The organism is Halolamina salina, from assembly GCF_054653455.1.
Genome location: NZ_BAAIGE010000002.1, coordinates 1,199,480 through 1,226,020, shown reverse-complemented (window position 1 = coordinate 1,226,020; position 26,541 = coordinate 1,199,480). Strand labels below are relative to the sequence as shown.

The 26,541-nt window shown below is 68.7% G+C and carries 26 protein-coding genes; 11 read left to right on the top strand and 15 right to left on the bottom strand.

Annotated features, from left to right (window positions below; translation table 11 throughout):
• Positions 1 to 29: 29 nt before the first annotated feature.
• Positions 30 to 1,553, bottom strand: a complete 1,524-nt coding sequence (locus ACYQZ5_RS06775) for an aldehyde dehydrogenase family protein (RefSeq protein WP_379730942.1) — start codon at positions 1,551 to 1,553, stop codon at positions 30 to 32.
• 144 nt (positions 1,554 to 1,697) lie between these two features.
• On the opposite strand from ACYQZ5_RS06775, the gene ACYQZ5_RS06770 reads away from it, so the two are divergent.
• Positions 1,698 to 2,045, top strand: coding sequence for a hypothetical protein (locus ACYQZ5_RS06770; RefSeq protein WP_379730941.1), 348 nt, complete (start codon positions 1,698 to 1,700; stop codon positions 2,043 to 2,045).
• A 3-nt stretch (positions 2,046 to 2,048) separates the two neighbouring features.
• On the opposite strand, the gene ACYQZ5_RS06765 is transcribed toward ACYQZ5_RS06770, so the two are convergent.
• From ACYQZ5_RS06765 to ACYQZ5_RS06740, 6 genes are all read right to left on the bottom strand, one after another.
• On the bottom strand, positions 2,049 to 2,879 hold the full coding sequence (locus ACYQZ5_RS06765; RefSeq protein ID WP_379730940.1) for an RIO1 family regulatory kinase/ATPase domain-containing protein: 831 nt from the start codon (positions 2,877 to 2,879) through the stop codon (positions 2,049 to 2,051).
• A 111-nt stretch (positions 2,880 to 2,990) separates the two neighbouring features.
• A complete protein-coding gene (locus ACYQZ5_RS06760) occupies positions 2,991 to 3,227 on the bottom strand; it encodes a hypothetical protein (RefSeq protein ID WP_379730939.1) in 237 nt (78 codons plus the stop codon).
• Positions 3,220 to 4,215 (bottom strand): cytochrome d ubiquinol oxidase subunit II, encoded by a 996-nt coding sequence (gene cydB / locus ACYQZ5_RS06755; protein ID WP_459845572.1) that lies wholly within the window; start codon positions 4,213 to 4,215, stop codon positions 3,220 to 3,222. Before cydB ends, ACYQZ5_RS06760 begins: the two co-directional genes overlap by 8 nt.
• Positions 4,208 to 5,641, bottom strand: a complete 1,434-nt coding sequence (locus ACYQZ5_RS06750) for a cytochrome ubiquinol oxidase subunit I (protein WP_379732413.1) — start codon at positions 5,639 to 5,641, stop codon at positions 4,208 to 4,210. The genes cydB and ACYQZ5_RS06750 overlap by 8 nt, the downstream gene beginning before the upstream one ends.
• Positions 5,642 to 5,780: 139 nt before the next feature.
• Complete coding sequence (locus tag ACYQZ5_RS06745; protein ID WP_379818498.1) at positions 5,781 to 6,818, bottom strand: zinc-dependent alcohol dehydrogenase family protein; 1,038 nt, start codon at positions 6,816 to 6,818, stop codon at positions 5,781 to 5,783.
• Positions 6,819 to 6,880: 62 nt separating this feature from the next.
• Positions 6,881 to 7,858 carry a deoxyhypusine synthase gene (locus tag ACYQZ5_RS06740; RefSeq protein WP_379730760.1) on the bottom strand — a complete coding sequence of 326 codons (978 nt, stop codon included), beginning with the start codon at positions 7,856 to 7,858 and terminating at the stop codon, positions 6,881 to 6,883.
• Between the two features lie 140 nt (positions 7,859 to 7,998).
• Here ACYQZ5_RS06740 and ACYQZ5_RS06735 point away from each other — a divergent pair, with 140 nt between their 5' ends.
• The 4 genes from ACYQZ5_RS06735 to ACYQZ5_RS06720 are packed head-to-tail and all read left to right on the top strand — an operon-like array spanning position 7,999 to position 11,109.
• Positions 7,999 to 8,499, top strand: coding sequence for a GNAT family N-acetyltransferase (locus tag ACYQZ5_RS06735; RefSeq protein WP_379818497.1), 501 nt, complete (start codon positions 7,999 to 8,001; stop codon positions 8,497 to 8,499).
• A 51-nt stretch (positions 8,500 to 8,550) separates the two neighbouring features.
• The gene (locus ACYQZ5_RS06730) at positions 8,551 to 9,522 is read left to right on the top strand and encodes an ABC transporter ATP-binding protein (RefSeq protein ID WP_379730758.1); all 972 of its coding nucleotides are present in this window, start codon (positions 8,551 to 8,553) and stop codon (positions 9,520 to 9,522) included.
• Positions 9,515 to 10,303: an ABC transporter permease subunit gene (locus ACYQZ5_RS06725; protein ID WP_379730757.1), complete on the top strand. Its 789-nt coding sequence runs from the start codon at positions 9,515 to 9,517 to the stop codon at positions 10,301 to 10,303. Before ACYQZ5_RS06730 ends, ACYQZ5_RS06725 begins: the two co-directional genes overlap by 8 nt.
• Positions 10,300 to 11,109 (top strand): ABC transporter permease subunit, encoded by an 810-nt coding sequence (locus ACYQZ5_RS06720; RefSeq protein WP_379818496.1) that lies wholly within the window; start codon positions 10,300 to 10,302, stop codon positions 11,107 to 11,109. The genes ACYQZ5_RS06725 and ACYQZ5_RS06720 overlap by 4 nt, the downstream gene beginning before the upstream one ends.
• Here ACYQZ5_RS06720 and ACYQZ5_RS06715 read toward each other — a convergent pair.
• Entirely contained in the window at positions 11,106 to 11,501 is a 396-nt protein-coding gene (locus ACYQZ5_RS06715; RefSeq protein ID WP_379730755.1) for a helix-turn-helix domain-containing protein, read from the bottom strand. The two genes, ACYQZ5_RS06720 and ACYQZ5_RS06715, sit on opposite strands and share 4 nt — an antisense overlap.
• Positions 11,502 to 11,542: 41 nt before the next feature.
• Here ACYQZ5_RS06715 and ACYQZ5_RS06710 point away from each other — a divergent pair, with 41 nt between their 5' ends.
• A complete protein-coding gene (locus tag ACYQZ5_RS06710) occupies positions 11,543 to 11,923 on the top strand; it encodes a hypothetical protein (protein ID WP_379818495.1) in 381 nt (126 codons plus the stop codon).
• 58 nt (positions 11,924 to 11,981) lie between these two features.
• Here ACYQZ5_RS06710 and ACYQZ5_RS06705 read toward each other — a convergent pair whose 3' ends face one another.
• Positions 11,982 to 12,422, bottom strand: coding sequence for a DUF6691 family protein (locus ACYQZ5_RS06705; protein ID WP_379730753.1), 441 nt, complete (start codon positions 12,420 to 12,422; stop codon positions 11,982 to 11,984).
• Positions 12,419 to 12,970, bottom strand: coding sequence for a YeeE/YedE family protein (locus ACYQZ5_RS06700; RefSeq protein WP_379730752.1), 552 nt, complete (start codon positions 12,968 to 12,970; stop codon positions 12,419 to 12,421). The genes ACYQZ5_RS06705 and ACYQZ5_RS06700 overlap by 4 nt, the downstream gene beginning before the upstream one ends.
• 416 nt (positions 12,971 to 13,386) lie before the next feature.
• On the opposite strand from ACYQZ5_RS06700, the gene ACYQZ5_RS06695 reads away from it, so the two are divergent.
• The 5 genes from ACYQZ5_RS06695 to ACYQZ5_RS06675 are packed head-to-tail and all read left to right on the top strand — an operon-like array spanning position 13,387 to position 19,129.
• Complete coding sequence (locus tag ACYQZ5_RS06695) at positions 13,387 to 15,069, top strand: ABC transporter substrate-binding protein (protein WP_379730751.1); 1,683 nt, start codon at positions 13,387 to 13,389, stop codon at positions 15,067 to 15,069.
• A gap of 23 nt (positions 15,070 to 15,092) precedes the next feature.
• Positions 15,093 to 16,079, top strand: coding sequence for an ABC transporter permease (locus tag ACYQZ5_RS06690; protein ID WP_379730749.1), 987 nt, complete (start codon positions 15,093 to 15,095; stop codon positions 16,077 to 16,079).
• 34 nt (positions 16,080 to 16,113) lie between these two features.
• Positions 16,114 to 17,022 carry an ABC transporter permease gene (locus ACYQZ5_RS06685; RefSeq protein WP_379730748.1) on the top strand — a complete coding sequence of 303 codons (909 nt, stop codon included), beginning with the start codon at positions 16,114 to 16,116 and terminating at the stop codon, positions 17,020 to 17,022.
• Positions 17,022 to 18,080, top strand: a complete 1,059-nt coding sequence (locus ACYQZ5_RS06680) for an ABC transporter ATP-binding protein (RefSeq protein ID WP_379730747.1) — start codon at positions 17,022 to 17,024, stop codon at positions 18,078 to 18,080. Before ACYQZ5_RS06685 ends, ACYQZ5_RS06680 begins: the two co-directional genes overlap by 1 nt.
• Positions 18,077 to 19,129, top strand: coding sequence for an ABC transporter ATP-binding protein (locus tag ACYQZ5_RS06675; RefSeq protein ID WP_379730745.1), 1,053 nt, complete (start codon positions 18,077 to 18,079; stop codon positions 19,127 to 19,129). Before ACYQZ5_RS06680 ends, ACYQZ5_RS06675 begins: the two co-directional genes overlap by 4 nt.
• Before the next feature lie 277 nt (positions 19,130 to 19,406).
• Here ACYQZ5_RS06675 and ACYQZ5_RS06670 read toward each other — a convergent pair whose 3' ends face one another.
• The 5 genes from ACYQZ5_RS06670 to ACYQZ5_RS06650 form a co-directional block, all read right to left on the bottom strand.
• Complete coding sequence (locus tag ACYQZ5_RS06670; RefSeq protein WP_379818493.1) at positions 19,407 to 21,344, bottom strand: CocE/NonD family hydrolase; 1,938 nt, start codon at positions 21,342 to 21,344, stop codon at positions 19,407 to 19,409.
• Positions 21,341 to 22,126, bottom strand: coding sequence for a creatininase family protein (locus ACYQZ5_RS06665; protein ID WP_379732519.1), 786 nt, complete (start codon positions 22,124 to 22,126; stop codon positions 21,341 to 21,343). The genes ACYQZ5_RS06670 and ACYQZ5_RS06665 overlap by 4 nt, the downstream gene beginning before the upstream one ends.
• Complete coding sequence (locus ACYQZ5_RS06660; protein ID WP_459845565.1) at positions 22,123 to 23,757, bottom strand: hydantoinase B/oxoprolinase family protein; 1,635 nt, start codon at positions 23,755 to 23,757, stop codon at positions 22,123 to 22,125. Before ACYQZ5_RS06660 ends, ACYQZ5_RS06665 begins: the two co-directional genes overlap by 4 nt.
• Complete coding sequence (locus ACYQZ5_RS06655; protein ID WP_459845563.1) at positions 23,754 to 25,751, bottom strand: hydantoinase/oxoprolinase family protein; 1,998 nt, start codon at positions 25,749 to 25,751, stop codon at positions 23,754 to 23,756. The genes ACYQZ5_RS06660 and ACYQZ5_RS06655 overlap by 4 nt, the downstream gene beginning before the upstream one ends.
• A gap of 157 nt (positions 25,752 to 25,908) precedes the next feature.
• On the bottom strand, positions 25,909 to 26,451 hold the full coding sequence (locus ACYQZ5_RS06650) for a ribbon-helix-helix protein, CopG family (protein WP_379731442.1): 543 nt from the start codon (positions 26,449 to 26,451) through the stop codon (positions 25,909 to 25,911).
• Between the last annotated feature and the right edge of the window lie 90 nt (positions 26,452 to 26,541).

Here is a 26,541-nt window from a genome sequence, read left to right as displayed (position 1 = left end):
AAGGCGCGCTCGAACGCGCACCGGCGGCGTCAGTCGTCGCTGGTCTTGATATCCGCGCTCAGCCCCTGTGCCATCTCGATCTCCTTCGAGTTGTTCAGGGTCCAGGCGGTGCGCTCGGTGACGGCCTCGATGACCTCACGCGCGCTGGGGTAGCCGTTGCCGGACTTCTTCACGCCGCCGAAGGGGAGTTGGACCTCCGCGCCGATGCAGGGGAGGTTGCCGTAGGCCAGCCCGACCTCGGCGTTGTCGCGGTAGTAGTTGATCTGCCGGTAGTCCTCCGAGATGATGGCGCCGGCGAGGCCGTACTCGGTGTCGTTGTGGATCTCGACGGCGTCCTCGATGTCGCCGCTGTACTTCAGCAGCGCCACGTGCGGGCCGAACACTTCCTCGTGAGTGCAGCGCAGGTCCTCGTGGGGATCGGCCTCGTAGACGAACGGGCCGACCCAGTGGCCGTCCTCGTGACCGTCGGGGATCTCGTCGTCGTCGAGTTCCTCGCGGTCGACGAGCACGTTCACGCCCTCGTCCTTCGCGAGTTGGTTGTACTTCGAGACCTTCTCCTTGTGCTCCTCCTCGATCAGCGGCCCCATGAACGTGTTCTCGTCGAGCGGGTCGCCGACGGCGACCTTCTTCGCGTTCTCGACGAAGCGCTCCTTGAACTCGTCGTACACGTCCTCGTGGACGACGAGCCGCTCGGAGGAGACACAGCGCTGGCCGGTCGTCTTGAAGCTGGACATGACCGCCGAGTGGACCGCCACGTCGAGGTCCGCCTCCTCGGTGATCACGATGTTGTTCTTCCCGCCCATCTCGGCGGCGACCAGCTTACCGGGCTCGCCGCCGACCTTGGAGGCGATCTCGTGGCCGACCTCCGCGCTGCCAGTGAAGAGGACGGTGTCGATCCGGCCGTCGTCGGTGATCGCCGCGCCGGCGTCGCCGAACCCTTGGACCATGTTGAACACGCCGTCCGGGATGCCCGACTCCTCGAACATCTCGGCGATGATCTGGCCGCACCACGGCGTCTGCTCGGCGGGCTTCCAGACGACGGTGTTGCCCTCGACCAGCGAGACGGCCATGTGCCAGAACGGGATCGCGACCGGGAAGTTCCACGGCGTGATACAGCCGACGACGCCGCGGGGCTTGCGCCGCATGTAGGCGTCCTTGCTCGCGATCTCGGAGGGAACGACGTCGCCCTTGGGGTGGCGGGCGTCGCCGGCGGCCCACTCGACCATGTGCCACGCCTCGGTCACGTCGGCTTTGCCCTCGGAGATCTCCTTGCCGCACTCCTTGGTGACGATCTCGCCGAGCTCCTCGTGACGCTCCTTGAGCTCGTGGTAGATGTCCCAGAGGTACTCCGCGCGGTCGATGTGGGAGAGCTCCTTCCACTCCTCGAACGCCTCGTCGGCGGCGGCGATCGCCTCGTCGACGTCGTCCTCGGTGCCGCGGTGGAACTCCCCGAGCGTCTCGCCGTTGGCGGGGTTCTCGCTGGTGAACGTCTCGCTGCCGGTGCCCTCGACCCACTCGCCGTCGATGTAGTGCTTGTAGGGTTCGCTGCTCATGTGTACGGAGAGTGGGGGCGTCTGCGTGAAAAACCCTGCCGGTCGGTGGTTGGCGTCGGCGGGAACCGAGTGGCTGGTCGGAACGCCGTCGGCGGGGCGTCGATGCCAGATGACTTATTGTGGAGCCGTCTGTGCGCTCGGCGTATGGCAGTCGGACTGCTGTTCGGCGCGTTCTGGGCCGGCCTCGGGATCCTCATGTGGTGGTGGCCTGCCGCGATCTTCGTCGCCTTCAGCTCTGACGACGTGACGCCGGGCGCACGGGCGTTCGCCGTCGGCGCCATCTTCGTCGGTATCGCGTTTCTCACCCTCGAAACGTCCCGAGTCGGGATCGGCGACAGTTTCCCGGCGACCGCAGTGGTCGTCGGCGTTCTGCTCCTGATAAAGCCGGTAAACGTCCTCGGAGCGGACGAGGAGGGCACGGTCACCCCGCGACGGCTCGGAGCAGCGCTGACCGTCGGCGGGACCGTTCTGCTCGTCACGTCCGTGGTGTAAACGCTACCGGCCGCGCTCGGCCTCGCCCGCCCGCGTCTCGATCTCGCCCTTCAGCGCCGTCGCCGCGAACGTGTGGTCCGGGCGAACCGAGACGAAGTCGAGGAACTCCCGGGCCGCCAGCAGTTCGCTCTCGTCGTAGTGTTCGAGCGCCGCGCCGACGGCGGCCTTCGCGCCGATCAGCGGTTCCAGCGCCGCGAGCGCACACGCGAGGTCGTAGGACCGCGCGGCGGCCATCGTCGCTCCGCCGCTCTCGTCCTCCCGGACGTTGGTGGCGTCGATGACGTAGATCTCCCCATCGACCACGAGCACGTTCTCCGCGCGCAGGTCGCCGTGGGCCAGCCCGTGGTCGTGCATCCGGCGGAGCGCCGCGAACACGTCGGGGGCGAGTTCGCGCTCCCGCGCCTCGTCGAGTTCGTCGAGCGTGTCGAAGGCGGGGATGTACTCCATCACCAGCACCCCCATCCCCTCGACCTCCAGCGCCTCGATCGGCTCGGGGGCGTTCACGCCCACCTCGCGCAGGCGCTCGGTCGCCTCCAGTTCGTGTTCGGCCATCTGGTAGGGGGTGCCGTAGTGGCCGAAAAACCCCTCCGTCCCCGAGGAGAACGCCCCGAGGTTCCGGGTCGCGGTGAACAGCGCGTGGACCAAGGAGTTCTGCTCGGTCACCAGCTTCACGAAGTACTCGCCGTCGAGCACCAGCGGCGTCGAGAGCCAGTTGTCGGCGTCGAGAAACCGCACGTGGACCGACTCGCGGTCGTACCGCTCGGCGAGCTCGCGAACGACCGTCTCGATCCGCTCCCAGTCCGGACTCCCCCGGACGACCCGCCGCAGTTCCATCACGTCGGCGTTGGAGGGGGGAGGAGATAAACGACCGTGGCCGACCGGTCAGTCACAATTTCCAAACATCCCGAGAATCCCGGCCCGGGCACGAACTCCACCCGGCCCGGACTACCCGCCGGCGCCCAGCCGAGCGTCGATCGACCGCTGCACCAGTTCGTTCACGTTGTACAGCAGGATGCCGACCGAGAGCAGCGTGGTCGCGAAGTAGACGACCAGCGCGGGCGGGCCGCCGACGGTGGTGCCGAGGACCCCGCCGGCGAGGCCGACGACGGTGAGCTCCGCCCACGTCACGACGATCCGGGAGCCGAGGCTCGGGGACTCCGACGCGGCGTCGGCCTCAGCCATACGACGCCTCCGCGTCGATCGGGCCGCTGAACACGGAGTAGAGCACGCCGAAGTACGACAGCACGATCGGTAGCAGGAATGCCATCATGATCGTCATCAGGTTCAGCGGCAGGGTCGAGACGATCCCCTCCGAGACGGGGATGCCGGCCGCACGGTCGATCGCGGGGAACATCGCCGTGGCGATCACGCCGACCAGCGCGGCGACCAGCCCCGCGACCGTCGCGAACGCGACGTGGTACTGCCCCTGCCGCGTGGCGACGACGTAGCCCGCGGCCAGCGCGATCGACAGCAGCACCAGCCCGATCACGGGGGCCGAGAGCAGCGCCGACTGCAGGCCGGGCGTGGTGACGTACACCGCCGCGAGCGTGAGCGCGACGAGGCCGACGTAGGCGGCGACCGCGCGGATCCCGTACCGGCTGGCGTCGTCCCGGAGCGAGCCGCGGGTCTTCAGCCCGAGGAAGGCAGCCCCGTCGGCGACGGTCAGCGCGACGACCGCGAGGCCGCCGAGCAGTCCCGGGATCGAGACGATGCCGCCGACACCGGTGAGCCAGTTGATCGCGAACATCCCGAGCAGGAACGGCGTCAGCGCGCTGCCGGCGACGAAGGAGTAGCCCCAGTAGCGCCGCCACTGCTCGTCCTCGCGCTCCTCGTACATCTCCGGGGCGAGCCCTCTGAGTCCGAGCGCGGCCAGGATCGCGAACATCAGCAGGTAGTAGCGGCTGAACAGGTTGGCGTACACCGACGGGAAGGCGGCGAACAGCGCGCCGCCGAACACCACCAGCCACACCTCGTTGCCGTCCCAGAACGGGCCGATCGCGGCCAGCAGCGTCTCCTTCTCGTGGTCGTCCTCGCGGGTCGCGAACAGGATGCCGATCCCGAAGTCGAACCCGTCGAGGAAGAGGAACATCCCCAGCACGAAGAACACGAGCCCGAACCAGATCGCGGGCAGCGGCAGCCCGAACAACGGCTCGCCGGCGAGGTCAATCATCGACGCTCACCTCCGCTTCCGGCGGGGCGTCCGTGCCCGCGTCGCGCTCGACGCTCCCCTCGTCGATCTCGGGCGGGCCGTGCTTGATGATCCGCCGGATCACGTAGGTGTACAGCACCAACAGCAGCGCGTAGCCGCCGACGAAGCCCGCAAGGGTGAACGTCGCCTCCGCGCCGGTCAAGTTCGTCGAGACGCCCTGCTCGGTCAACAACACGTCCTGAATCAGCCACGGCTGGCGGCCGACCTCGGTGACGATCCAGCCCGTCTCGACGGCGACGATCCCCAGCAGCGACGAGCCCATGAACGCCTTGTGGAGCAGGTCGTCGTCGACCAGATCCCCGCGGTACCAGCGGAACGCCGCCCAGAACGCCAGCAGGATGAACCAGAAGCCGAGGCCGACCATGATGCGGAACGCCCAGAACACGATCGCCACCGGCGGCGCCGCCGCCTCGAAGGAGTTCAGCCCGCGGATCTCCGCCTGCGGGTTCCCGCCGCTGGCGAGCCACGACGCGCCGCCGGGGATGCCGATCCCGAACAGCTCCTTCGCCCGCGGGTCGAGGATGTGCGAAGGATCGGTCGGGAACGCGATGATGTACTCCGGGACGTACGTGTCCGTCTCCCACAGCGCCTCCATCGCGGCGAACTTCTGTGGCTGGGTCTCGTACACGTGCCGGGCGTACAGGTCGCCGTGGAGCACCTGCAGCGGGGCGGTGATCACGAGCGCGACGATCGCGATCTTGAGCGTCTTCACCCAGAACGCCGCGTTCTCCACCTCGTCGCCCCGGACGTGGTGTTTGTACACGAAGTAGGCGGCGACGCCGGCCATAAAGAGCGCGACCGACTCCACCGCCGAGTTCTGCATGTGGATGAACATGTACTGGAACCGGGGGTTGAGGTACGCCGCCATCGGATCCGTGAGGTGGACGACCTCCTGCCCGCCCTCGTTGACGAGCTCGTACCCCCGCGGAGTCTGCATCCAGGAGTTGGCGATCAGGATCCACACCGCCGAGAGCCACGTCCCCAGCCCGACCGCGACGCTGGTGAGGAAGTAGAACGTGTCCGAGACGCGCTCGCGGCCGTAGAGGAAGATGCCGAGGAACGTCGCCTCGAGCATGAACGCCATCATCCCCTCCGTCGCCAGCGGGCCGCCGAACAGCTCGCCGGCGAACGTCGAGAACGCCGCGAAGTTGGTGCCGAACTCGAACTCCAGCACGAGCCCGGTGACGGTGCCGACGACGAAGCTGACCGCGAAGATCTTGACCCAGAACCGCCGTAGCTGCTCGTAGACCGCCTCGCCGGTCCGGATCTCCTTCCAGGTGAAGTAGATCAGAAACGGTGCGAGCCCCATGCTCATCACGGGGAAGATGATGTGGACGATCGTCGTGACGGCGAACTGGAGCCGGCTCGCCGCGACGGGGTCAACCATGTCGGTCCCCCCCTTCGCGGCAGCCGGCGCCGCCCCCGGCCGGCCCGACGCTCCCGTGGTCGACGACGTACCTGTTGGTCATTGCTCTACTGGCCGTTGTGTACGACGCGAAGTTAACTCTGGCCCGTCGGATCGGACGCTACGGCTTCACTAACACTTTCACCGCGTCGCGCTCGTCCATCGCGCGGTACCCCTCATCGATGTCCCGCAGGTCGACCTCCTTCGTGAACACCGGCGAGGGGTCGAGCGTCCCCTGCAGCACGTCGGCCATCAGTTCCTCGGCGTACGCCCGGACGGGCGCGACGCCGCCCTCGAGGCTCACGTTCTTCCCGAACGCGGTGCCGATGAACTCGGCGTTCTCGACGCCGCTGGGGACGCCGACGTAGCCCACGGTGCCGCCGGGGCGGGCGACCTCGAAGGCGGTCTCCATCGACGACTGCGCGCCGACGCACTCCATCACGTGGTTCGCGCCGCCGTGGGTGAGCTCTTTGGCGCGCTCGACGGCCTCCTCACCGCGGGCAGCGATCGTGTCGGTCGCGCCCAGTTCCTCGGCGATCTCGAGGCGGTCCTCGTGGTGGCCCATCGCGATCACGCGCTCGGCGCCCAGCCGCTTGGCGGCCGCGACGCCACACAGCCCGACCGCGCCGTCGCCGATCACGACCGCGGTGTCGCCGGCCTCGACGCCCGCGCTGACGGCGGCGTGGTGGCCCGTGCACATCACGTCGGTCAGCGGGAGCAGCGACCGCAGGGTCTCCTCGTCGTCGGCGTGACGGTCGGGCACGCGGATCAGCGTGCCGTCGGCGTGTTCGGTGTGGACGTACTCGGCCTGTGCACCGCTGTTCGGGCCTGTCCAGCCGCCGCCCTCGACACAGGAGGTGTGCAGCCCCTTCCGGCAGAACTCACACTCCCCGCAGCTCGTCGAGAACGGGCCGAACACGCGGTCGCCCGGCTCGACGCTGGTCACGTCGTCGCCGACCGCCTCGACGATCCCCATCGGCTCGTGGCCGATCCCCGTTCCCGCTTCGCGGTCCTGATAGCCGCGATAGGGCCAGAGGTCAGAGCCGCAGACCGCGGTGTGGGTCACCCGGACGACGGCGTCCGTCGGGCTCTCGATTTCGGGTTCGGGGCGGTCCTCCACGCGGATGTCGCCTTCGCCGTAGAACACTGCAGCGTCCATGTTCGGACGTGGTGTCGGAACGCGCAAAAATCCGTCCGTCCCGGCGGTCTGGGTACCGACGGTTACGTATCTGCAAACGCCCCCGCCACCAACAGCGGGAACACGAGCGTCGCCTCGGCCTGCACCTGCGTGTAGTTGGTCTCCTCCTCCTTGATCTTCCCCCACGAGACGGCCTCGTTCGGCGGCGCGCCCGACAGCGAGCCGTCGCCCTCCATCCCGGTGGAAATGTAGACGGCGTAGTCGGCGCCGCCGCGGAACAGGTTCGTCATGATCGCGTGGTGTTTGGGGACGCCGCCGCCGACGACCAGCAGCCCGGTGGTGTCCGCGAGCATCCCGTTCTCGATCAGGTCGTCGTAGTCGGCCATTATCTCGATGCCGATGTCGGTGTCGTGCTGCTTGCGGTAGTAGTAGAGGAAGTTCCCGACCTCGGCGTCGTTGAGCGCCGGGCAGTAGACGGGCACGTCGTTGTCCGCGGCCTGCTTGAGCACGGAGTCGGGGTCGTCGAGCGTCTTCCCGAGCTCACGGGAGAACTCCGTCGGCGTGCGGACCTTCTCCTCGGCGAAGAAGTCGTCGAAGAAGTCGTAGAGGTACTCTTCGAGCCAGACGTAGCGGTCCGAGGGGACGTAGATGTTCCCGAGGCGGTTGATCCCCTCCTCGCGGAGTTCGGCCTCGTCGGCGTCCCACTCGCCCATCTTGAACGGCTTCTCGGTCTTGATCACGTCCTCGGTCAGCGAGCCGGAGGTGGTGATGATCACGTCGACGAACCCCTCGCGAACGAGGTAGGCGACGACCTCCCGCAGCCCCGAGGAGATGATGTTCGACGTCAGCGTCAGGTAGATCTTCGCGTCCTCCTCGCGCATCTGTTTCGCGATGTCGACCGCCTCGGCGAGGTGGGTGGCCTGAAAACCGGTCGTCGCGTACGCCTCCAGCATCTCGCCCAGGTCGAACTCGCCGCGGAAGTCGTAGCCCCGCACCGCCTCGCCGCCGGGCTCGGTCTCGCTGCCCGGAACGACGTGTTCGTGGCTCTCGTCTTCGTCCATACCGGCGGTAGCTGGCCGGGACTCTTGAACTGCGTGGGTTGGCCCGGCGAGCGCGCCTGTGGGCACCGACCCGGGACAGCCACGAGCCGTCGATCTGCCGCGAAGCGAAGGCCGAAAGGCGCCGACGACGTACCGCCGGTGTGAGCCTCTCGATCCGCCGCTTCCGCCCCGCCGACCGCGACGCCGTCGACGAGACCGTCGAGGCCGCCCTCCGCTCGGCCGACGCCTACTTCGAGGACGTGCCCGAACTCGAGGACGACGACATCCTCGCGGAGTACGTCGACGCCGGCGGGGAGTTCCTCGTCGGCGAGGACGGCGGGGCGATCGTCGCGACGGGCGCGTTCCGGCCGCCGAAAGGCGTCGTCACTGAGTTCGTCGACCCCGCGGGCGCCGCGGAACTCAAGCGGATGCACGTCCACCCCGACCGCCACCGCGAGGGGATCGGGCAGGCGATGTACGACGAACTCGAGGCCCGCGCTCGCGAGCGCGGGTACGAGCGGTTCGTCCTCTCGACGACCGGCCGACAGGAGCCGGCACACGCGTTCTACGAGGCCAACGGCTTCGAGCGCGTTGGATCGACGACCGCCGACGTGCCGGGAACGACGCTCGAGATCCTCGTGTTCGAGAAGTCGTTCGACTGAGGCTCCGTCCGGCGGTATCTTGATCACGTCGCCGCCCCTCCGTCCCCGGCAATGCCCGCGATCCGGACCGACGGCCTGACCAAGTACTACGGCGACGTGCGGGGGATCGAGGACCTCTCCCTCTCCGTCGAGGAGGGGGAGGTGTTCGGCTTCCTCGGCCCGAACGGCGCCGGGAAGACCACCGTCATCCGGACGCTGCTGGGGTTCCAGTCGCCCACTCGGGGCTCGGCGACGGTGCTCGGCGCCGACGTGGAGGACGCCGAGGCGCTGCGGGAAGCCCGATCTCGTGTTGGCTACCTCCCGAGCGAGCCCGGCTTCGACGAGCGCGTCACCGGCCGACGGCTGCTGGAGTACCACGGCGAACTCCGGGGCGACACGCGCAGCGACGAACTGCTCGAACTGTTCGACCCGCCGCTGGATCGCCCCGTCGGCGATTACTCCCGCGGGAACCGACAGATGCTCGCGATCGTGCTCGCGTTCATGCACGACCCCGACCTGCTGATCATGGACGAGCCCACCTCGGGGCTGGACCCCCTGAAACAGGAGACGTTCCTGGAGTTCGTCCGGACCGAGCGCGAGCGCGGGACGACCTTCTTCTTCTCCTCGCACGTCCTGAGCGAGGTCCGGAAGGTCTGTGACCGCGTGGGGATCGTCCGCGACGGCCATCTCGTCGAAGTGTCGACCGTCGACTCGCTGCTGGACCGCAGCGGCAAGCAGGTCCGGGTCACGCTGGGCGACAGCCCCGACAAGGGGGCGTTCGACCTCCCGGGCGCCCACGACGTGACCGTCGGCGGTCGGACCCAGTGGGATGACGACGAAAACGCCAGCCGGGAAGACGGCGTCACCACCGTCTCGTTCACCTACACCGGCAGGTACGAGCCGTTGCTCCGGAGGTTGCTCGAACACGACCTCCGTGACCTCGCCATCGAGGAGGCGCCGCTGGAGGACGTGTTCATGCGGTTCTACGACACCGACGCCGAGGAGACCGTCGAACGGGTCGAGGCGGAGGCCGAGGATGCTTGAGACGGCACGCTACGAGGCGGAGAAGCGACTGCTCGGCTCGCTCGCGCTCGCGGGCGGGCTGGCGGCGTTCGCCGCGCTGATGGCGCTGCTCGCGCCGGGGCTGCTCGGCGAGGTCGACATGGCCGTGCTGGCCGAACAGCTCCCGCCGGCGTTCGTGGAGGCGTTCGACCTCGAGCGGATGGGGACGATCGAGGGGTTCCTCGCGATCGAACTCTACCAGTTTCTCTGGCTGATCGGCCTCGGGGCGTACGTGGCTTACGCCGCTGGCGGGGCGATCGCCGGCGACGTCGAGACGGGACGGATCGACACGCTGCTCGCGGCGCCGATCTCCCGGGCGCGCCTGCTGGCGGAGAACTACCTCGCCCTCCTCTCCCCGATCCTGCTCGCGAACGTCGCGGTGTTCGTCGCTGTCTTCGCCGCCACGCGGTTCGTGGGCGAGCCGATCGCGACCGCAGACCTCGTCGCCGTCCACGCGCTCTCGATCCCCTACTTCCTCTGCTGTGGCGCGTTCGGAACGCTCGCGTCGGTGACGGCGCCGGGACGGGTCGTCGCCGAGGGCGTCGCCGCGGGCGGGGTCGTCGGGACGTTCCTGCTGGAGACGATCGCGACGAGCACCGACCTCGACTGGCTGGGCGCCGTCGCGCCGATGCGGTACTACGACCCGACGGCGATCCTGACCGCGAGCGAGTACGACCTCGCGGGCGCCGGGATCCTACTCGTCACGACGGGCGTCCTGCTCGTAGCGAGCGCGGCGTGGTTCCGGGAGGTGGACCTCTCGTGAGGGCGCCGGAACGGTCGACGGTGTGGACCGTCGCCCGGTTCGAGGGGCGGGAGCGCCTGCGGACCAGCGCCGTCGTCGCGGCGCTGCTCTCGGCCTACGGCGCGCTGTTCGTCTGGGTCGGGCCGGAGCTGGTCGGCGGCGAGGAGCTGCAGGCCCTGCTCGACGCGATGCCGCCCGTACTGGTCGAACTGCTGGGGTTCGAGAGCCTCGCGTCGCTGTCGGGGCTGCTCGCCGGCGAGTACTACACGTTCGGCTGGCTCGTCGGCCTCGCGGGCTACGTGGCCTACACCGCCGCCGGCTCGATCGCGGGGGATATGGAGACCGACCGGATGGACACGCTGCTCGCGGCGCCGATCTCGCGGGGGAGCGTCCTCTCGGGGAACTTCCTCGCGCTGCTCGTGCCGATCGTCGTCGCCAACGCCGTAGTCCCCCCGGTGCTCGTCGTCGCGGCGGCGGCCGTCGGCGAATCGCTCCCGATCGGCGCGCTGCTCGCGCTCCACGCGCTCTCGGTCCCGTACCTGCTGTGCTGGGGGGCGGTGGGGCTGCTGCTGGGCGTCGTGATCGGTCGGAGCCGGCCCGCGGGCCGGATCGCGATCGCGCTCGTGTTCGCCTCGTGGCTGTTCGAGTCGGTGCTGGACGTGAGCGACTACGCCCGGGTCGGGGCGGTGACGCCGACGCGGTATCTCGACCCGTCGGCGGTGCTCGTGAGCGGGGAGTACGACCTGCTCGGGGCGGCGGTGTTGCTCGCCGCGACCGCGCTGCTCGTGGCCGCGAGCGCTCGGCTGTTCGCGGGTCGTGACCTCTAACTTTCGGCGACCGCCGGCTCGTCGCCGTACTTCTCGCCGAACTCGCCGATGAGCTGGCCCATCTTCGCGTACCAGTCGTTCAGCGTGCGCTGCATCTCGTCGGCGATCTCCTCAGCGTCGCGCGGGTAGTAGACGTGGTGGTAGCCGCCCTGTTCGTAGTTCACCTGCTCCTTCTGGATGAACCCCGCCGTGAGCAGCCGCTGGACCGAGCGGTACGCGGTGGAGCGCTCCCGGTCGACGGCGTCGGCGATCTCGTCGACGGTCACCCCCTCGCCGCGCTCGTTCAGCAGGCGGAACACGTCCTTGTCGATCTCCTTCAGGTCGTGGAAACACTCCAGCAGCCCCTCACACTCCATGTCCGACTGGAGCATCTCCCGCATCGAGTTCGCCATCCTTGGCTCACGGTAGCGGCCATTCGGGTAAAAGCGTTTGCGTGAACGACACAATACTGCGCTCCGAGGCCGTGAGCCGGCAGAGCGTGCCGCTCGTCTCTCTGCGGAGCCGGCAGACCGCAGCCAGCACGACGGCGCCGCTGACGAGGAACGCGGCGCCGAAGATCGGGACGGTGCTGCGGGTGTTCAGCGCCTCGATCCTGACACCGTCCCAAGCTTGTTGGCGGGACGGCGAGCAGCATCGCGGCGAAGTACCTCCCGATCTCGCCCTCGTCGACGAAATCGGTCGCGCCCGCGCCGACCCGCGCGCCGAGCGCGCTCCCGAGATGGTGAATCTGGAGGACGTCCGTACCGACTGCGACCGCGGCGGGCACACCCAGTTCAATCGGCAGCATGGCCCCTCGTCTTCTTGTTTTGTTTAGTGATCTCCACACAATTCTACTGCCGAACGAGTGGAGTCGGATGGGTCGTCGTGGTCGTTCAGGCGGTCGACCCCCGCGATCGGACGTAGCCCTGTACGTACGCGCCGACGAACATCCCGACGATCGCCCAGAGGATCGGGAGGTTCCCGATCCCGACGCTGGCGTAGGCCGCGCCCGGACAGATGCCCGAGACGCCCCACCCGACGCCGAAGATCACGCCGCCGACGACGACGTTGCTGTCGAACTCCTTCAGTCGGCGGGTGTACTCGGCCCCGGTCAGCGGAGCGGTAGCGTCCAGTCGGGTCGCGACGGCGAAGACGACCCCCGTTACGACCGCGGCGCCGCCCATCACGAACAGCAGGCCGAAGTCCTCGAACTGGAGGAAGTCGAGCACGACCTCCGGCCGGGCCATCCCGCTGATCGCGAGGCCGAGCCCGAAGATCAGCCCGCCGACGTAGATGACGGGCAGGAACAGCGGGTGGCGGTCGTCGGCGCTCACGGCGCCACCCCCACGGCCTGCACCAGCTGTGCCGTCCCGATCGCGAACGCGACGAACGTCGCGACGTTCACGAAGGAAGTGTTCGACAGCGAGCCGACGCCGCAGACGCCGTGGCCCGAGGTACACCCCTTGCCGAGGCGGGTCCCGATACCGACGAGGATACCCCCGCCGAGCAGCCGCCACCACTGTACGTCGGTCGTCCATACGCCGGGATCCGCTGCCGGCCCGAGCGCCGAGGAGAGCGAGGGCGTCGCGGTCGCCAGCACCGGCGCGAGCGCGAACGCCCAGAGTACGGCGCCGCTGACGATCCCGGCGGTGAAGACGAGACGCCAGCCGCGGGACTGGACGTACTTGAAGCGGTTGAAGCGATCCACGTCCGAGACGTACGACAGCGTCGACTCGAGGAACGTACTCGCGCCGGCGATGATCCCCGTCGAGAGGTAGATCGCCGCCGTGCCGGCGCCCACGAGCAGGCCGCCGAGCAGGTACGCCAGCATGCCGCGGGGGAACGGCTCTGCCGGGAGCAGGAGTGGTGTGGCTTCGAGCATCAGTCGATCACCGCCGCCTCGTCGGCGGCCAGTTGTGGCAACATATGGTCGACAACGTGCTCCACGAACTCGACGTTGTCTATCCGCTCCGAGTGACTACCGGGTCCACAGACTCGACTTCTCGCCGAGTTCGGTGATTGCTCTCGTTGTCGGGACTCCCGAGGTGGTGAGCGCCCCCGCAACGCATTCCGACCGTTGGGTTCCCGCGACGATCGAGTGAATCCAGCCGTCGCGGTCCGTGGACAAATATGAACAGTTCATACAACCGTTAGCGGAGCGCTCAGAGGTATTCAGCGCTCACAACCAGCTTTAACGGACGTGGTATGTATTCTCGTACTGAGTGACAGTGTGTACCAACCAGTTCACGCAGTCCCGCAGTTCGACTACCACGACCACCGCTGAGGAACATTAACACAATGACCGACGACATCACCGACGAGATCAACCTCGACCGACGCCGGTTCCTGCAGGCGACGAGCGCGAGCACCGCCGCGGCGATGCTGGCCGGCTGTGCCGGCGACCCGGGCGGCGAGGGCACCGGAACGACCGAGGGGACGCCGACCGGGGGGAGCGGCTCCTCCGACGACGAACTCTCGGTCATCTGGCCCGGCGGCGTGAACAACATCAACCCGCTCGGGTGGCTCACCATCCCAGACTACGACGCCGCCCGGATGATGTACGAGCCGCTGACGAGCGTCGACGCCGAGGGGCAGGCCATCGGCCACGTCGCCGAGGACTGGGAGACCTCCGACAACGGCGCTACCTACACCTGGACAATTCAGGACGGGATCACCTGGCACGACGGCGAGCCGCTGACCGCGGAGGACGTGGCGTTCACGTTCCGGTCGATCAAGGAGTACGAGTGGCCCTACCTCGGCTCGCTGTCGAGCGTCATCGCGGAGCCGAGCGAGATCACCGTCGAGGACGAGCACACCGTGACGACGCCGCTGACCCAGCCGTACGCGGCGCTGCCGCTGGTGCTCGCCGACCTCGGGCTGATCATTCCGAAGCACATCTGGTCGGAGTTCGACAGCCCCACCGACGTCTCGAACACGGAGAACCCGATCGGCAGCGGGCCGTTCGTGTTCGAGGAGCGCCAGCAGGACCAGTACATCAACTTCTCCGTCGACGACGACTACTGGGGCGAGGTGCCCGACTACGACAGCGTGAGCATCCAGATCGTCTCCTCGACGGACTCGCAGGTGCTGACGATGAAGGAGGGCAGCGGCGACATGCTGCGCCTCCAGCCCGGCCAGTACGTCGAAGAGATCGAGAGCGCGAACAACCTCCAAGTGGTCGAGGGCGGCTCGACGTACGTCACCTACATCGGCGTCAACACCAACCGCGCCCCTCTCTCCGATAAGGCGCTCCGGAAGGCGATGGCGTACGCGGTCGACCGCGAGACCGTCGCGGAGCTGGTCAACGCCGGCTACGCCACGCCGGGCTACTCCCCCGTCCCCCCGGGACTGGAGTTCTACCACAACTCGGACACGAACAGCTACGCCCACGATCTGGAGCAGGCTCGGAGCATCCTCTCCGACAACGGCTACGAACAGCAGGGTGACGGCCGGGTGACGCCCGACGGCGACCCCCTCGAACTCGTCCTCTCGATCCAGAACACGGGGAACTGGCCGCGCATCGCGGAGGTGCTCTCCCGCCAGCTCGGCGAGGTCGGCATCAGCGTCGAGGTCAACTCGATGGAGTCCAACGCCCACACCCAGAAGGTCTCCGTCGAGCAGGACTACGACCTCACGCTCAACACCTGGCGCGTCTGGTTCGACCCCGACCCGTTCCTCTCCCCGGTGTTCGAGGAGGAGGGGACGCTCAACACCAGCCAGTACCACAACGAGGAGTTCGACGAGCTCATGCGCCAGCAGCGTCGGGCGACCGACCCCGAGCAGCGACAGCAGCACCTCTACGACGCTCAGGAGATCCTGACCGAGGAACTCCCGTGGGTCGTCCTCTACTACCCGCAGCTGCTCCACGGCATGCGCTCCAGCGCGTGGGAGAACTTCAACCCGATCCCCCGCTACGGGATGCAGAGCCCCTACGGGCTCGAACCCGGGACTGGCCCGATGGTCCAGCTCGACCCCAAGTAGCGTCTCCCTCCACTCTCTAACGAATGGCAAACACCTCTTCGAAGAAAGCGTACATCGCCACACGAGTCCGGAACTACCTCGTCGCGTTCACCGCCATCCTCGCGGTGAACTTCGCGATCCCGCGGGTGATGCCCGGCGACCCGACGACACGGTTCGTCGGCCCGGGCTTCACGGAGGCAGCCCGGCAGGAACTCCTCCAGGAGTTCGGCCTGAACAGGCCCCTCTGGGAGCAGTTCCTGCTCTACCTGGCGAACACTCTCACTGGCGACTTCGGCGTCTCGTTCGCTCGATACCCGACCCCGGTCATGGACCTCATCGTCGAGCGGCTGCCGCGGACGCTGTACCTGATGGGCGCGAGCGTCACCATCAGCGTCGTGATCGGCATCCCGCTCGGCGCGTTCGCGGCCTGGAACTTCGGGGAGCGCGAGGACCTGTTCATCACGCAGTCCTCGCTGTTCTTCCGCTCGATCCCGACGTTCTGGCTCGCGATCCTGCTCGTGTTCGTCTTCGGCTACGTCATCCCGATCTTCCCGATCTCTGGGGCGACGGGCAGCGCGACTCACACGTCGTTTTTGGCGTACTTCGTCGACCTGACGTACCACACGGTGCTGCCCGTGGTGACGATGTCGGCGTACTTCCTCGCCGGCTACACGTTCCTGATGCGGGGGAGCCTGCTCGACATACTCCCGGAGAACTACATCAAGATCGCCGAGAGCAAGGGACTCTCCGAACGACAGGTGCTGTTCGGCCACGCCGTCCCGCCGGCGTTCCCGCCCGTGCTGACCCAACTCGGGTTCCAGATCGGGCGGCTCGCCGGCGGCGCGGTGCTGGTCGAGACCGTGTTCAGCTACCCGGGGATGGGACAGCTGATGTTCGAGGCGGTGTTGGCGCGGGACTACCCGGTCATCCAGGCGACGTTCTTCTTCCTCGCCGTCATGGTGCTCGGGTCGATGTTCCTCGCGGAGATCCTCTACACCATCATCGATCCACGGATCGGAGGCGGCGAATGATTGGGCAACAGACGACAACGACGGAGGTGAACAGATGAGCACGACCGAGGAGACGACCGACGGGAGTTCGAGCCGGCTGTTCGAGCGCTTCCGGCGGTTCCTGCGGGCGTTCCTGACCAACCGCAAGGGGCTGTTGGGAACGCTGCTGTTGGGGACGATCGTCTTCATCAGCGTCGCGGCCCCGCTGATCGCGCCGTACGATCCGGAGGCCTACGGGGTCGGCAAGGCGCTCGCACCCCCGTCGGTCGAACACCTGTTCGGCACCGACGACTTGGGCCGGGACGTGCTCTCCCGGTTCCTCTACGGCGGCCGGATCTCGCTGCTGGTCGGCGTCACGAGCGGCGTCGTCGCCACGCTGGCGGCGACGCTGATCGGCGTCCCGGCGGGCTACTACCGCGGCCGCGTCGGCCGGTGGATCACGACGGCGATCGACATGAGCCTCGTGTTCCCGCCGTTCGTGCTGGTCGTCGTGTTCGCGGCCTACGCGGGCAGCAGCGTCTGGAACATCATCCTGATCCTGTCGCTGCTCTCGTGGCCGATCCCCGCCCGGACGATCAAGGCGAAGACGCTGAGCGTCCGCGAGAACGACTTCGTGGAGTCGACCGAGGCGCTGGGCGCCTCCGACTTCCGCATCATGCGACAGGAGGTGCTCCCGAACATCCTGCCGGTCGTGTTCGCGAACGGCATCCTCCAGATGGTGTACACCATCCTGATGGAGGCCGCGGTCGGCTTCCTCGGACTGGGCGACACCGCCCGCATCTCCTGGGGAACGATGCTGTACTTCGCCCAGAAGCAGGCCGCACTGAGCAGCGGCGCCTGGTGGTGGATGATCCTCCCCGGGTTCGGCATCGTGCTCGCGGCGTTCAGCTTCATCCTCGTCGGCAGCGCGCTCGACGAGGTGCTCAACCCCCGCCTCCAGCGGCGGACGTGGGGTGACGACTGATGGACCGACAGCAAGGGACGAGCGACCGATCACGCACACAGGACATGAGCACGCAGACGCAGGAACGACCGACCGACGCCGCGGAGACGCTGCTGTCGGTTCGGGACCTCTCGACGTACTACAGCGAGGACGAGACCGACGTGCCCGTCCGGGCCGTCGACGGCGTCGACTTCGAAATCGCCCGCGGGGAGACGTACGGGCTGGTCGGCGAGTCCGGCTGCGGGAAGTCGACGCTCGGGCTGAGCCTCATCCGGGCGCTCCCGCCGCAGGGTGACATCGTCGAGGGCGAGATCCGGTTCGAGGGGCGCGAGATCGGCCAAATTCCCAAGTCCGAGGTGAAGGACGTGCAGTGGGCCGACATCTCGATGATCTATCAGGGCGCCCAGAACGCGTTCAACCCCGTCAAGACCGTCGGCGCGCAGATCCGGGAGCCGCTCCGGGTCCACGACATCGTCCCGGAGGAGGAACGGGAGGGGCGCGTCCGCGAACTACTGGAGAAGGTGAACCTCCAGCCCGACGTGGCCGAGCAGTACCCCCACGAGCTCTCCGGCGGAATGAAACAGCGCGCCGCCATCGCGATGGCGATCGCCTGCGAGCCGGACCTGCTGATCGCCGACGAGCCGACGACCGCGCTCGACGTGATCGTGCAGGCGGAGGTGCTCAACATGCTCCAGCGGCTGCAGGAGGACCTGAACTTCGGGATGCTCGTCATCTCGCACAACCTCGCGGCCATCATGAAGCTCTCGGACCGCATCGGCGTGATGTACGGCGGGAAGATCGTCGAGAGCGCGCCCGCCGAGACGCTGTACGACGCACCGAAACACCCCTACACCGCCTTGCTCCTCCGGAGCCTGATCGACCCGCGGCGGCCGCCCGAGCAGGTCGAGACGATCGAAGGGACGCCGCCGGACCTCCGGGACCCGCCGACCGGCTGTCGGTTCGCCGAGCGGTGTGCGCTTGCCACTCAGGAGTGCCGGGACGGCGAGCCGCCGCTCGAGTCGGTGGGGGAGGCCCACGAGACCGCCTGCTTCCACCACGAGGAGGTGTCGGAGCTATGAGTTCGGAACCCACCCCCACCGCGACGGCGACGAGTGAGGAACCGATCCTCGAGATCCGGAACCTCGAGAAGCACTACGTGAAGAGCACGGGGTGGCTGGAGTCGTTCTTCGCCGACGAGAAGCGGGTCCGCGCCGTCGACGGCGTGAACCTCTCCATCGAGGAGGGGGAGATCTTCTCCGTCGTCGGCGAGTCCGGCTGCGGGAAGACCACGCTCGGGAAGACCCTGCTCCGGGTGATCGAGCCGACCGCCGGCGAGATCCGGTTCAAGGGGACCGACCTCGCGTCGCTGTCGGATAGCGAGATGCAGGAGATGCGCCAGCACCTCCAGATCGTCTATCAGGACCCCTTCGAGGCGCTCAACCCCAAGCGGACGGTCCGGGGGCTGTTGCGCCAGCCGATGGAGATCCACGGGATCACGGACGACGAGGAGCAGCACGACCGCATCCACCGCGCGCTGGAGGACGTGAACCTCCTGCCCGCAGCGGACTTCCTCGACCGGTACCCGGAGGAGCTCAGCGGCGGCCAGCTCCAGCGCGTGCTGTTCGCGCGGGCGCTGGTCCTCGATCCGGAGTTCATCGTGGCCGACGAGCCCTCGAGCATGCTCGACGCGAGCGTTCGCGCCCGCGTGCTCGACCTGATCGACGAACTCCGCGAGGAGCGCAACATCTCCTTTTTCATCATCACGCACGACATCGGCGCGGCGCGCTACCTGAGCGACCGCATCGGCGTGATGTACCTCGGCCGGCTCGTCGAGATGGGCGCCGCCGACGGGATCGTCGACGACCCGAAACACCCCTACTCGAAGGCGCTGATCGACAGCATCCCCTCCCCGGACCCCCGGGAACCGCTCGGGAGTTCGGGGATCGGCTCGGAGGTGCCCGAGCCGGTCGACCTGCCGAGCGGCTGTCGGTTCCACCCGCGCTGCCCGATCGCGACCGAGCACTGCCGCGAGGCCGACCCCGAGTGGCGCGAGGTACCCTCCGAGGACGAGGCGATCCGCATGACCGAGTGCCACGAGGTCGAACCGAAGCAGACGCCGTCGGAGTAACCGATACGGCGCGGTTCCTGCCGAGACCTCCGTGTCTCGGCCACGAACACTCCGCCGTAATCGTGTCGTAACCAATACGGCGCAGTTCCTGCCGGCGCCTCCGTACGCCGGCGACGAACACTCTGCCGTAATCGTGTCGTAACCAATACGGCGCAGTTCCTGCCGGCGCCTCCGTGCGTCGGCCACGAACACTCCGCCGTACTCGTGTAGTAGCCAACGCCGCGAATCGTCGCGCTCGAACGCCGAGCACCGCGAAGAACGCCCGTTCCTCGAAGGATCAGCGATCGACCGCGGTCCGTTTCCGCTCGCGGTAGATCGCCTCGCCGTCGCGGTCGAGGGCGTACTGCATCGTTGCGAACGACCGCGTCACCGAGCTGTTGACTTCGGTCTGGATCGACTCGGTCGGGAACGAGAGCGTCGTCGTCGTCCGCCGATCCACGGTCTCCGTCCCGAGCGTCCCGCGCTGGACGCTCGCCGTCGTCGCGGTCTCGTAGTCGAACGTCGCCCCCGAGAGCGACTTCGAGTAGGACTGCGCCAGCGATACCGTCACCGTGTCGTCCGTGTGTGAGACGGTCGTCGCCCAGTCCGGCGCCGTCGGCTCGCCGTACGCGTCCTGCGGCGGGTCGAACGCGTAGCCGTCGTCGAACGTCGGGCTGCCGTCGTGGAACTGGCCGGGAAGGTGACACGCCGCACCCCCCGTCCGGAGTTCGAAGCCGGCGCTGCCGTCCGGCGGCGAGACGTAGGGGAAGAACGCGCCGCTGACGGCGACCCGGAGCGTGTGCTCCGGCTCGAACACGTGGGAGGTCGGCCGCAGCGACACGTCGACGCTGTGTGGCTCCCCGGGCGTCAGCGGCTCGACGGCCGCGCCCGGCTCCCCCGGCGGGTCGATCTCGCCGTCGAGCTCCGCGCGGGTCACGCCGTGGGTGACGAGCCGTCCCGTCCCGTCCGGCGCCACGTCGACGACCCGGACCGCGAGGAGCTGAGCCGGACCGTCCGGAACGATCTCCAGACTCACCTCGCCGCTGCCAGTCAACTCGAACGCGTCGTCGAGCGGGCCAGTCTCGTAGGTGATCGACCGGTCGTCGTCGGGCGTCGTGTCCAGATCCGTCCCGCCCGGGATCTCGAAGCCGATCGAGGCAGCCCCGACGCTGTAATCCGCCTCCCAGCGGTCGGTGGTAGCCGCCGACGAGCCGTCAGTCGAAAGCCCGTCCGGGCCGAGATCGAACGCCACAGCGTCGTCAGCCGTCGGCCACGCTTCGCGGGCCCGCCATTCGCCGGCGAGTCGGTCCTCGTCGGTAGGCCGCTCGGTCCAGTAGCGGATTTCGGGGCGGGAATCCCGATCGCCCCCGTCGCGGAGGTGGTGGTCGAACCACGCCTCCATCTCGCCGAGGAAGTCGATCCGGGCAGTCTCCCCCTGCTCGGGCATCGCGTGGCGCCACGGGCCGAGGATCACTTCCGTCGGCGCGTCGATGCGGTCCGCGTAGTCGAGCGTCCCGCCGCCGAAGGCGTCGCGGTAGCCGCCGACCGCGAGCGTGGGGACCGAGATCTCTCCGACCGGAACGTCCTTCTCGGCCCAGCAGTCGTCCTTCTCGAGGTGGTCGAGGTACTGGAACAGGAACGGCTCGCGATCAGTCAGCCCGTCGAGGCGGTCGGTCCAGCGCTCGGCCCAGCCGTCAGTATCGCGGTTCGCGGGCGGCTGGAGCGGGAGGTACTCGAAGTTCGGCGCCCACTGGCCGCAGGTGCGCAGGAACGCCAGCGCGCCGCCGTCGAAGTAGGCGTCGTAGATCCTTGCGGGCGCGTGGATCGGGACGATCGCCGCCAGCCCGTCGGGGTCCCGTGCGGCGATCTCCAGCGACGTGGTGCCGGGGTAGGACTTCCCGACGAGACCGACCCGGCCGTTCGACCACTCCTGCTCGGCCAGCCACTCGACGACGGCGGCGCCGTGGCGCCCCTCGTCGGCGGTGAACGGCTGCTCGACGAGGCCATCGGACGCCCCCGTCCCGACGGCGTCGGCGACGACGACCTCGTAGCCCGCATCGACGAGGTAGTCCACCATGGGGTCCGAGCGCGTGTCCGAGAGGTCGTCCTTGTGGTACGGCGTGTAGACGAGCACGACCGGCTGCGGGCCGTCGGCCGCCGGCTCGTGTCGGGTCGCGCGGACGGTGCCGTCAGCGAGCGGGATCGCCACGTCGTCGTGGACGGTCGACTCGCTCATGCCTCGCCCCCCTCGATGGCCTCGATGTAGTCGGCGGCGCTGGCCACCAACTCCGCCCAGAGCGCGTCGCCCTTCCCGGCGCTCGCGAGCGTCGGATCGCCGACGTGACCGAGGTCGCCTTCCTCGGGGGAGTGGGCGGTGCTCGGGGTCAGTACCCGATCGTCGTTGCCGACGAGGTTCAGCGTCCCGTACGGGCCGGGGTCGGCGGTCTCCTTCTCGAAGGCGTCCTCGTCGACGAGTTCGGGGTAGCGCGCGAGCATGAACGAGGTCTCGAACTCGCCGCCGTGCATCCCGTCCTCGGGGTCGCCGTCCCGGAGCCGCTCGTGGACCGAGATGCCGAGTCGGAGCGGGTCGATCGCCGCGAACGACGTGTCGGGGTGCTGTGCCGCGCTCTTCTGCATCGCAGTCTCGATCGCCGGGAGGTTCGCGATCCGGTGGCCGTTGACGGTCACGACGTTCTCGAAGCCGTGGCCGGCGAGGCTGGCGTACACGTCCGTCAGCACGGACACCACCGTCTCCGTCGACAGCGAGATCGTCCCCGGGAAGCCGAGGTGGTGGTTCGCGTCGCCGTAGGGAATCAGCGGCGCCGTCAGCACGTCGGCCGCGACCGCGATCTCCTCGGCGAGGTCCCGCGCCTGAAACGCGTCGACCGCCAGCGGGAGATGCGGCCCGTGCTGCTCGGTCGAGCCGATGGGGACGATCACCGTCGGCGACTCGCGCTCGGTCAAGTACTGTTCGACTGCCGGCCAAGGGAGTTCTTCCAGTCTGTGTGTGTCGGTCATCGCTCCTCCGTGTCGTCGGTCACTTTCCCGTCCAGTCGGTCGGCCTCGCGGTCGGCTTCGGCCCGATCGTCCGGGTCGCCGTACCCGCCGCCGCCGGGCGTCCGGACCGTGACGGTGGTGCCCGCCTCGATCTCCCGGGTAGTCTTCGCGGCCAGCGGCTCGCCGTCGACGAGGTTCTCGCCCAGCGCGCCCGGCTCGCCGCCCGCCGCGCCCTGCGGACGGTGGCGCCGGCGCTCGGTCAGCAGCGAGACGACGGCGTCGGTTTCGACGGTGAGCGACCGCGTGAGGCCCAGCCCGCCGCGGTACTCGCCGTCGCCGCCGCTGTCCTCGCGGAACGCGTACTCCTCGACGGTGAAGGGGTACTCCGCCTCCAGCGCCTCGATCGGCGTGTTCAGCGTGTTGGTCATCCCGACCTGCACGCCGTCCATCCCGTCCTTGTCGGGGCGGGCGCCGAACCCGCCGGCGATCGTCTCGTAGTAGGTGAAGCCGTCGCGGTCGCGGTTGCCGATGATGAGGTTGTTCATCGTCCCCTGCGAGCCAGCCGGCACGCGCTCGGGCACGGCCTCGGCGAAGGCGGCGAACACCACGTCGGTGAGCCGCTGGCTGGTCTCGACGTTGCCGCCGACGACCGCCGCCGGCGGGTTCGGGTTCACGACGGTCCCCTCGGGCGCGGCCACGTCGATGTCGGCGTAGCTCCCGTGGTTCGGCGGAATCTCGGGGTCGGTGATGCTCCGGACGACGAAGTACACCGCGCTCTTTGCGACCGACAGCGGCGCGTTCATGTTGCCGGCGCACTGCTCGGCGCTGCCCGCGAAGTCCACGTCGACGGTCGCGCCGTCGACGGTGATCGACACCTCGATCGGGATGTCCGCGTCGGTCACGCCGTCGCCCTCGAGCACGTCGCTCGCGTCGTAGGTGCCGTCGGGGAACGCCGCGAGCTCGTCGCGCATCCGAGCACGGGAGTAGTCGATGATGGCGTCGAACGCCCGCTCGACTCGGCCGCGGCCGTGCTCCTCGATGAGCTCCGCGAGGCGGTCCTCGGCGCGGTCGTGGGCCGCGAGCTGGGCGCGCAGGTCGGCCCGGCGCTCGGTCCGGTTACGCACGTTCGCGAGGATCACCGCCATCAGGTCCTCGTTTAGCTCGCCGCCCGAGCGCAGCGCCACGCCGGGCAGGCGCATCCCCTCTTGGTAGATGTCGGTGGCGCCCGCGGGCATGCTGCCGGGGGTCATCCCACCCACGTCGGCGTGGTGGGCGCGGGTGACGGCGTAGCCGACGATCTCGCCCGCCGGCGCGATCGTCGAGACGATCGTCACGTCCGGTAGGTGGGTGCCGCCCTCGAAGGGGTCGTTCAGGATGTACGCGTCGCCCGGCTCGGGGTTCTCTGCCATCACGGCGGCGACGGCGTCCGGCATCGCGCCGAGATGGACCGGGATGTGTTCGGCCTGTGCGACCATCCGGCCGCCGGCGTCGAACAGCGCGGTCGAGCAGTCCTGTCGCTCCTTGATGTTGGGCGAGTAGGCGCTGCGGATCAGCACCTGCCCCATCTCCTCGGCGACGCTCTCCAGTTCGTTCCGGAACACCTCGAGCGTGACCGAGTCGATCCCCTCGGTCCGCGGCTCGGCGCCGCTCATCGCTCCACCTCCGTCAGCACGAGCGAGCCGTTCTCCCGGACGGTCGCCTCCCACGCCGGCGGGACGACGGTCGTGCTCTCGTCCTGTTCGAGCACGGCCGGCCCGCCGAACGTGGTACCCGGCGTCGTCGGCCGGCGGTAGACTGGCGTCGTGTACTCCTCGCCGCCGAACACCGCCGTGTGCTCGCCGAGCTTCTCGAACGTGTCCTCGGGCAGCGCCGTCTCGGGGACGCTCCGGGGGACCGCGGCGGCGACCCGGAGGTTCACCACCTCGACTGGCTCCTCGGCCGCGTAGCCGTACACGCGTTCGTGTGTCGCCTCGAACGCGCTCCGGAGCGCGTCGGGATCGACCGGGGAGCCGGCGTCGACTTCGAGCTCGAAGCTCTGCCCGCGGTAGCGGAGGTCCGCGGACCGCCGGACGGTCACGTTGCCGTCGGCCTCGTCGACGGGTAGTTCTCCGACGAGCTGTTCGTACACTGCTTCGAGCTCCGTTCCCGTCGTCTCGGATAGCGGCGTCTGGTAGGTGCGGACGGCGTCGTACGTCTCGTCGGCGTCGAGCAGCCCGTACGCCGACAGCACGCCGCCGACGTGGGGAACGACGACGGTGCCGATGTCCAGTTCGCCCGCGAGCGCGGCGGCGTGCATCGGCCCCGCGCCGCCGAACGCGACGAGGCCGAACTCCCGGGGGTCGTGGCCCCGCTCGACTGTCACCGAGCGGATCGCCCGCGTCATGTTGGCGTTCGCGATGCGGAACACCCCCTCCGCGGCCTCGCGCGCCGAGCCCAGCCCGGCCTCGTCGGCCAGCCGCTCGAGCGCGGCGACGGCGGCGTCCACGTCCAGTCCGAGCTCGCCGCCGAGCTGTGTCTCCTCGCTGATGTAGCCGAGCACGAGGTTCGCGTCGGTCACCGTCGGCTCGGTTCCGCCGCGGCCGTAGCAGGCGGGACCTGGCTCCGAGCCGGCGGATCGGGGACCGACGCGCAGCGCGCCGCCGGCGTCGACCCACGCGATGCTCCCGCCGCCGGCGCCGACGGTCGTCACGTCGACCATCGGCACCCGGATCGGGTAGCCGTCGATCTCGTTGTCGGTGGTGCGCTCGACGCTGCCGTCGCGGACGAGGCTCACGTCGCTCGACGTGCCGCCCATGTCGAACGTGACGAACCCCTCGAAGTCGTTCTCCTCACCGGTCGAGGCGGTGCTGCTGGCGCCGACGACGCCCGCCGCGGGGCCGGAGAGCACCGTCTGGACGGCGTGGCGCCGGATCTCGCTCGCCTCGGCGATCCCGCCGTTGGACTGCATGATCCGCGGCTGGGGCAGGCCGAGGTCGGCCGCGCGCTCCTCCAGTCGGCCGATGTAGGAGTCGATCGCCGGCGTGACGTAGGCGTCGACGGCCGCCGTCGACGTGCGCTCGTACTCGCGGAACTCGTTGAGCACCTCGTGGGACGCCGACACCGAGGCGTCGAGTTCTTCCCGGAGCCGTTCGGCGACCGCCTGCTCGTTGCTCGGGTCGACGTAGGCGTGCAGGAACGAGACGACGACGCTCTCGACCTCCCGCTTTCGGAGCCGCTCGATCAGGTCGTCGATGGCCTCGGGATCGGGCCTCGTCCGGACGCCGTCGGTCGTCGTCCGCTCCGGGATTTCGAACCGGTTCCGGCGCTGCACCAGCGGCGTGGGTTTCTCCGCGTCGAGGTCGTAGAGGTCCGGCCGGGTCTGCCGGCCGATTTCGAGTACGTCGCGGAACCCCTCGGTCGTCACCAGCGCGGTCTCGGCGCCGTCGCCCTCGAGGAGGGCGTTGGTCGACACCGTCATCGCGTGGGAGAACTCGGTGATCTCCGAGGGGTCGATCCCGGCCTGTTCGCAGGCCTGCTCGATCCCGCGGACGACGCCCTCGCTCTGGTCGGCCGTCGACGGCACTTTCGTCGTCGTGAGCGTGCCGTCCGCGACGAGCACCACGTCGGTGAACGTGCCGCCCACGTCGACGCCGACGGCCGCCGTCACGATCCTGCCTCCCGCCGGCTACCGGGTCGTCCGTTGGCGTCGGCCGGCGACAGACGGTCGGCTCGTGTACCGTTCGTCATTGATACTCTCTACCAATGATCCGGCCCGGAAAAGGGTGATTAAGAGGTCCACGTACGGCGTATGCAGCCGTGTGAACTTACACCTCGGAGATAAGGACTTTTGAGACACCTTCCGAGACCTCGACCTCGAAGTCGAGCTTCTCGGTGCTCCGCTGGATGAAGCGGGTCATGAACCACTTCACCTTCTCGGTCGGGAAGACGACGTGGTAGGTGCCGTCGTCGGCCTTCCGGGCGGTCAGGAACCCGCAGAAGGAGAGCCAGTCGAGGATGTCCGCGAGGCTGCTGAACCGGGTCCGGTACTCGTCGGCGTGGAACTCGGCGACCCGGTCGATCACCTCCTGGAACTCCGGGCTTGGCTCGCCGTTCTCCAGTTCGACGTTGTCGAGCAGCCCGTGGAGGAAATCGATGTCCAGCAGGACGTGCTCGCCGCCGGAGAGCATCCTGTGGTACTGCTCCAGATCCACGTCGGTCTCGGAGTTCGCCACCTGGAAGTTCGCCGCGTAGAAGATGATCGCGCGCCGGACCGTCTCGCTCTGACCCTCCCCGGTCAGTTCGACGAGTTCGTCGAGGGCCTCCCGCGACTGCTCGTCGAGGGAGACGGTGAGTCTATCTCCAGCCATACGGCACCGTAACGCGGCCCACGGGAAATACGCGCTGGTGGGCCGTCGGGAGCTACGACGCCGCGCCGTCGGTCACCTCGGGGCTGGACC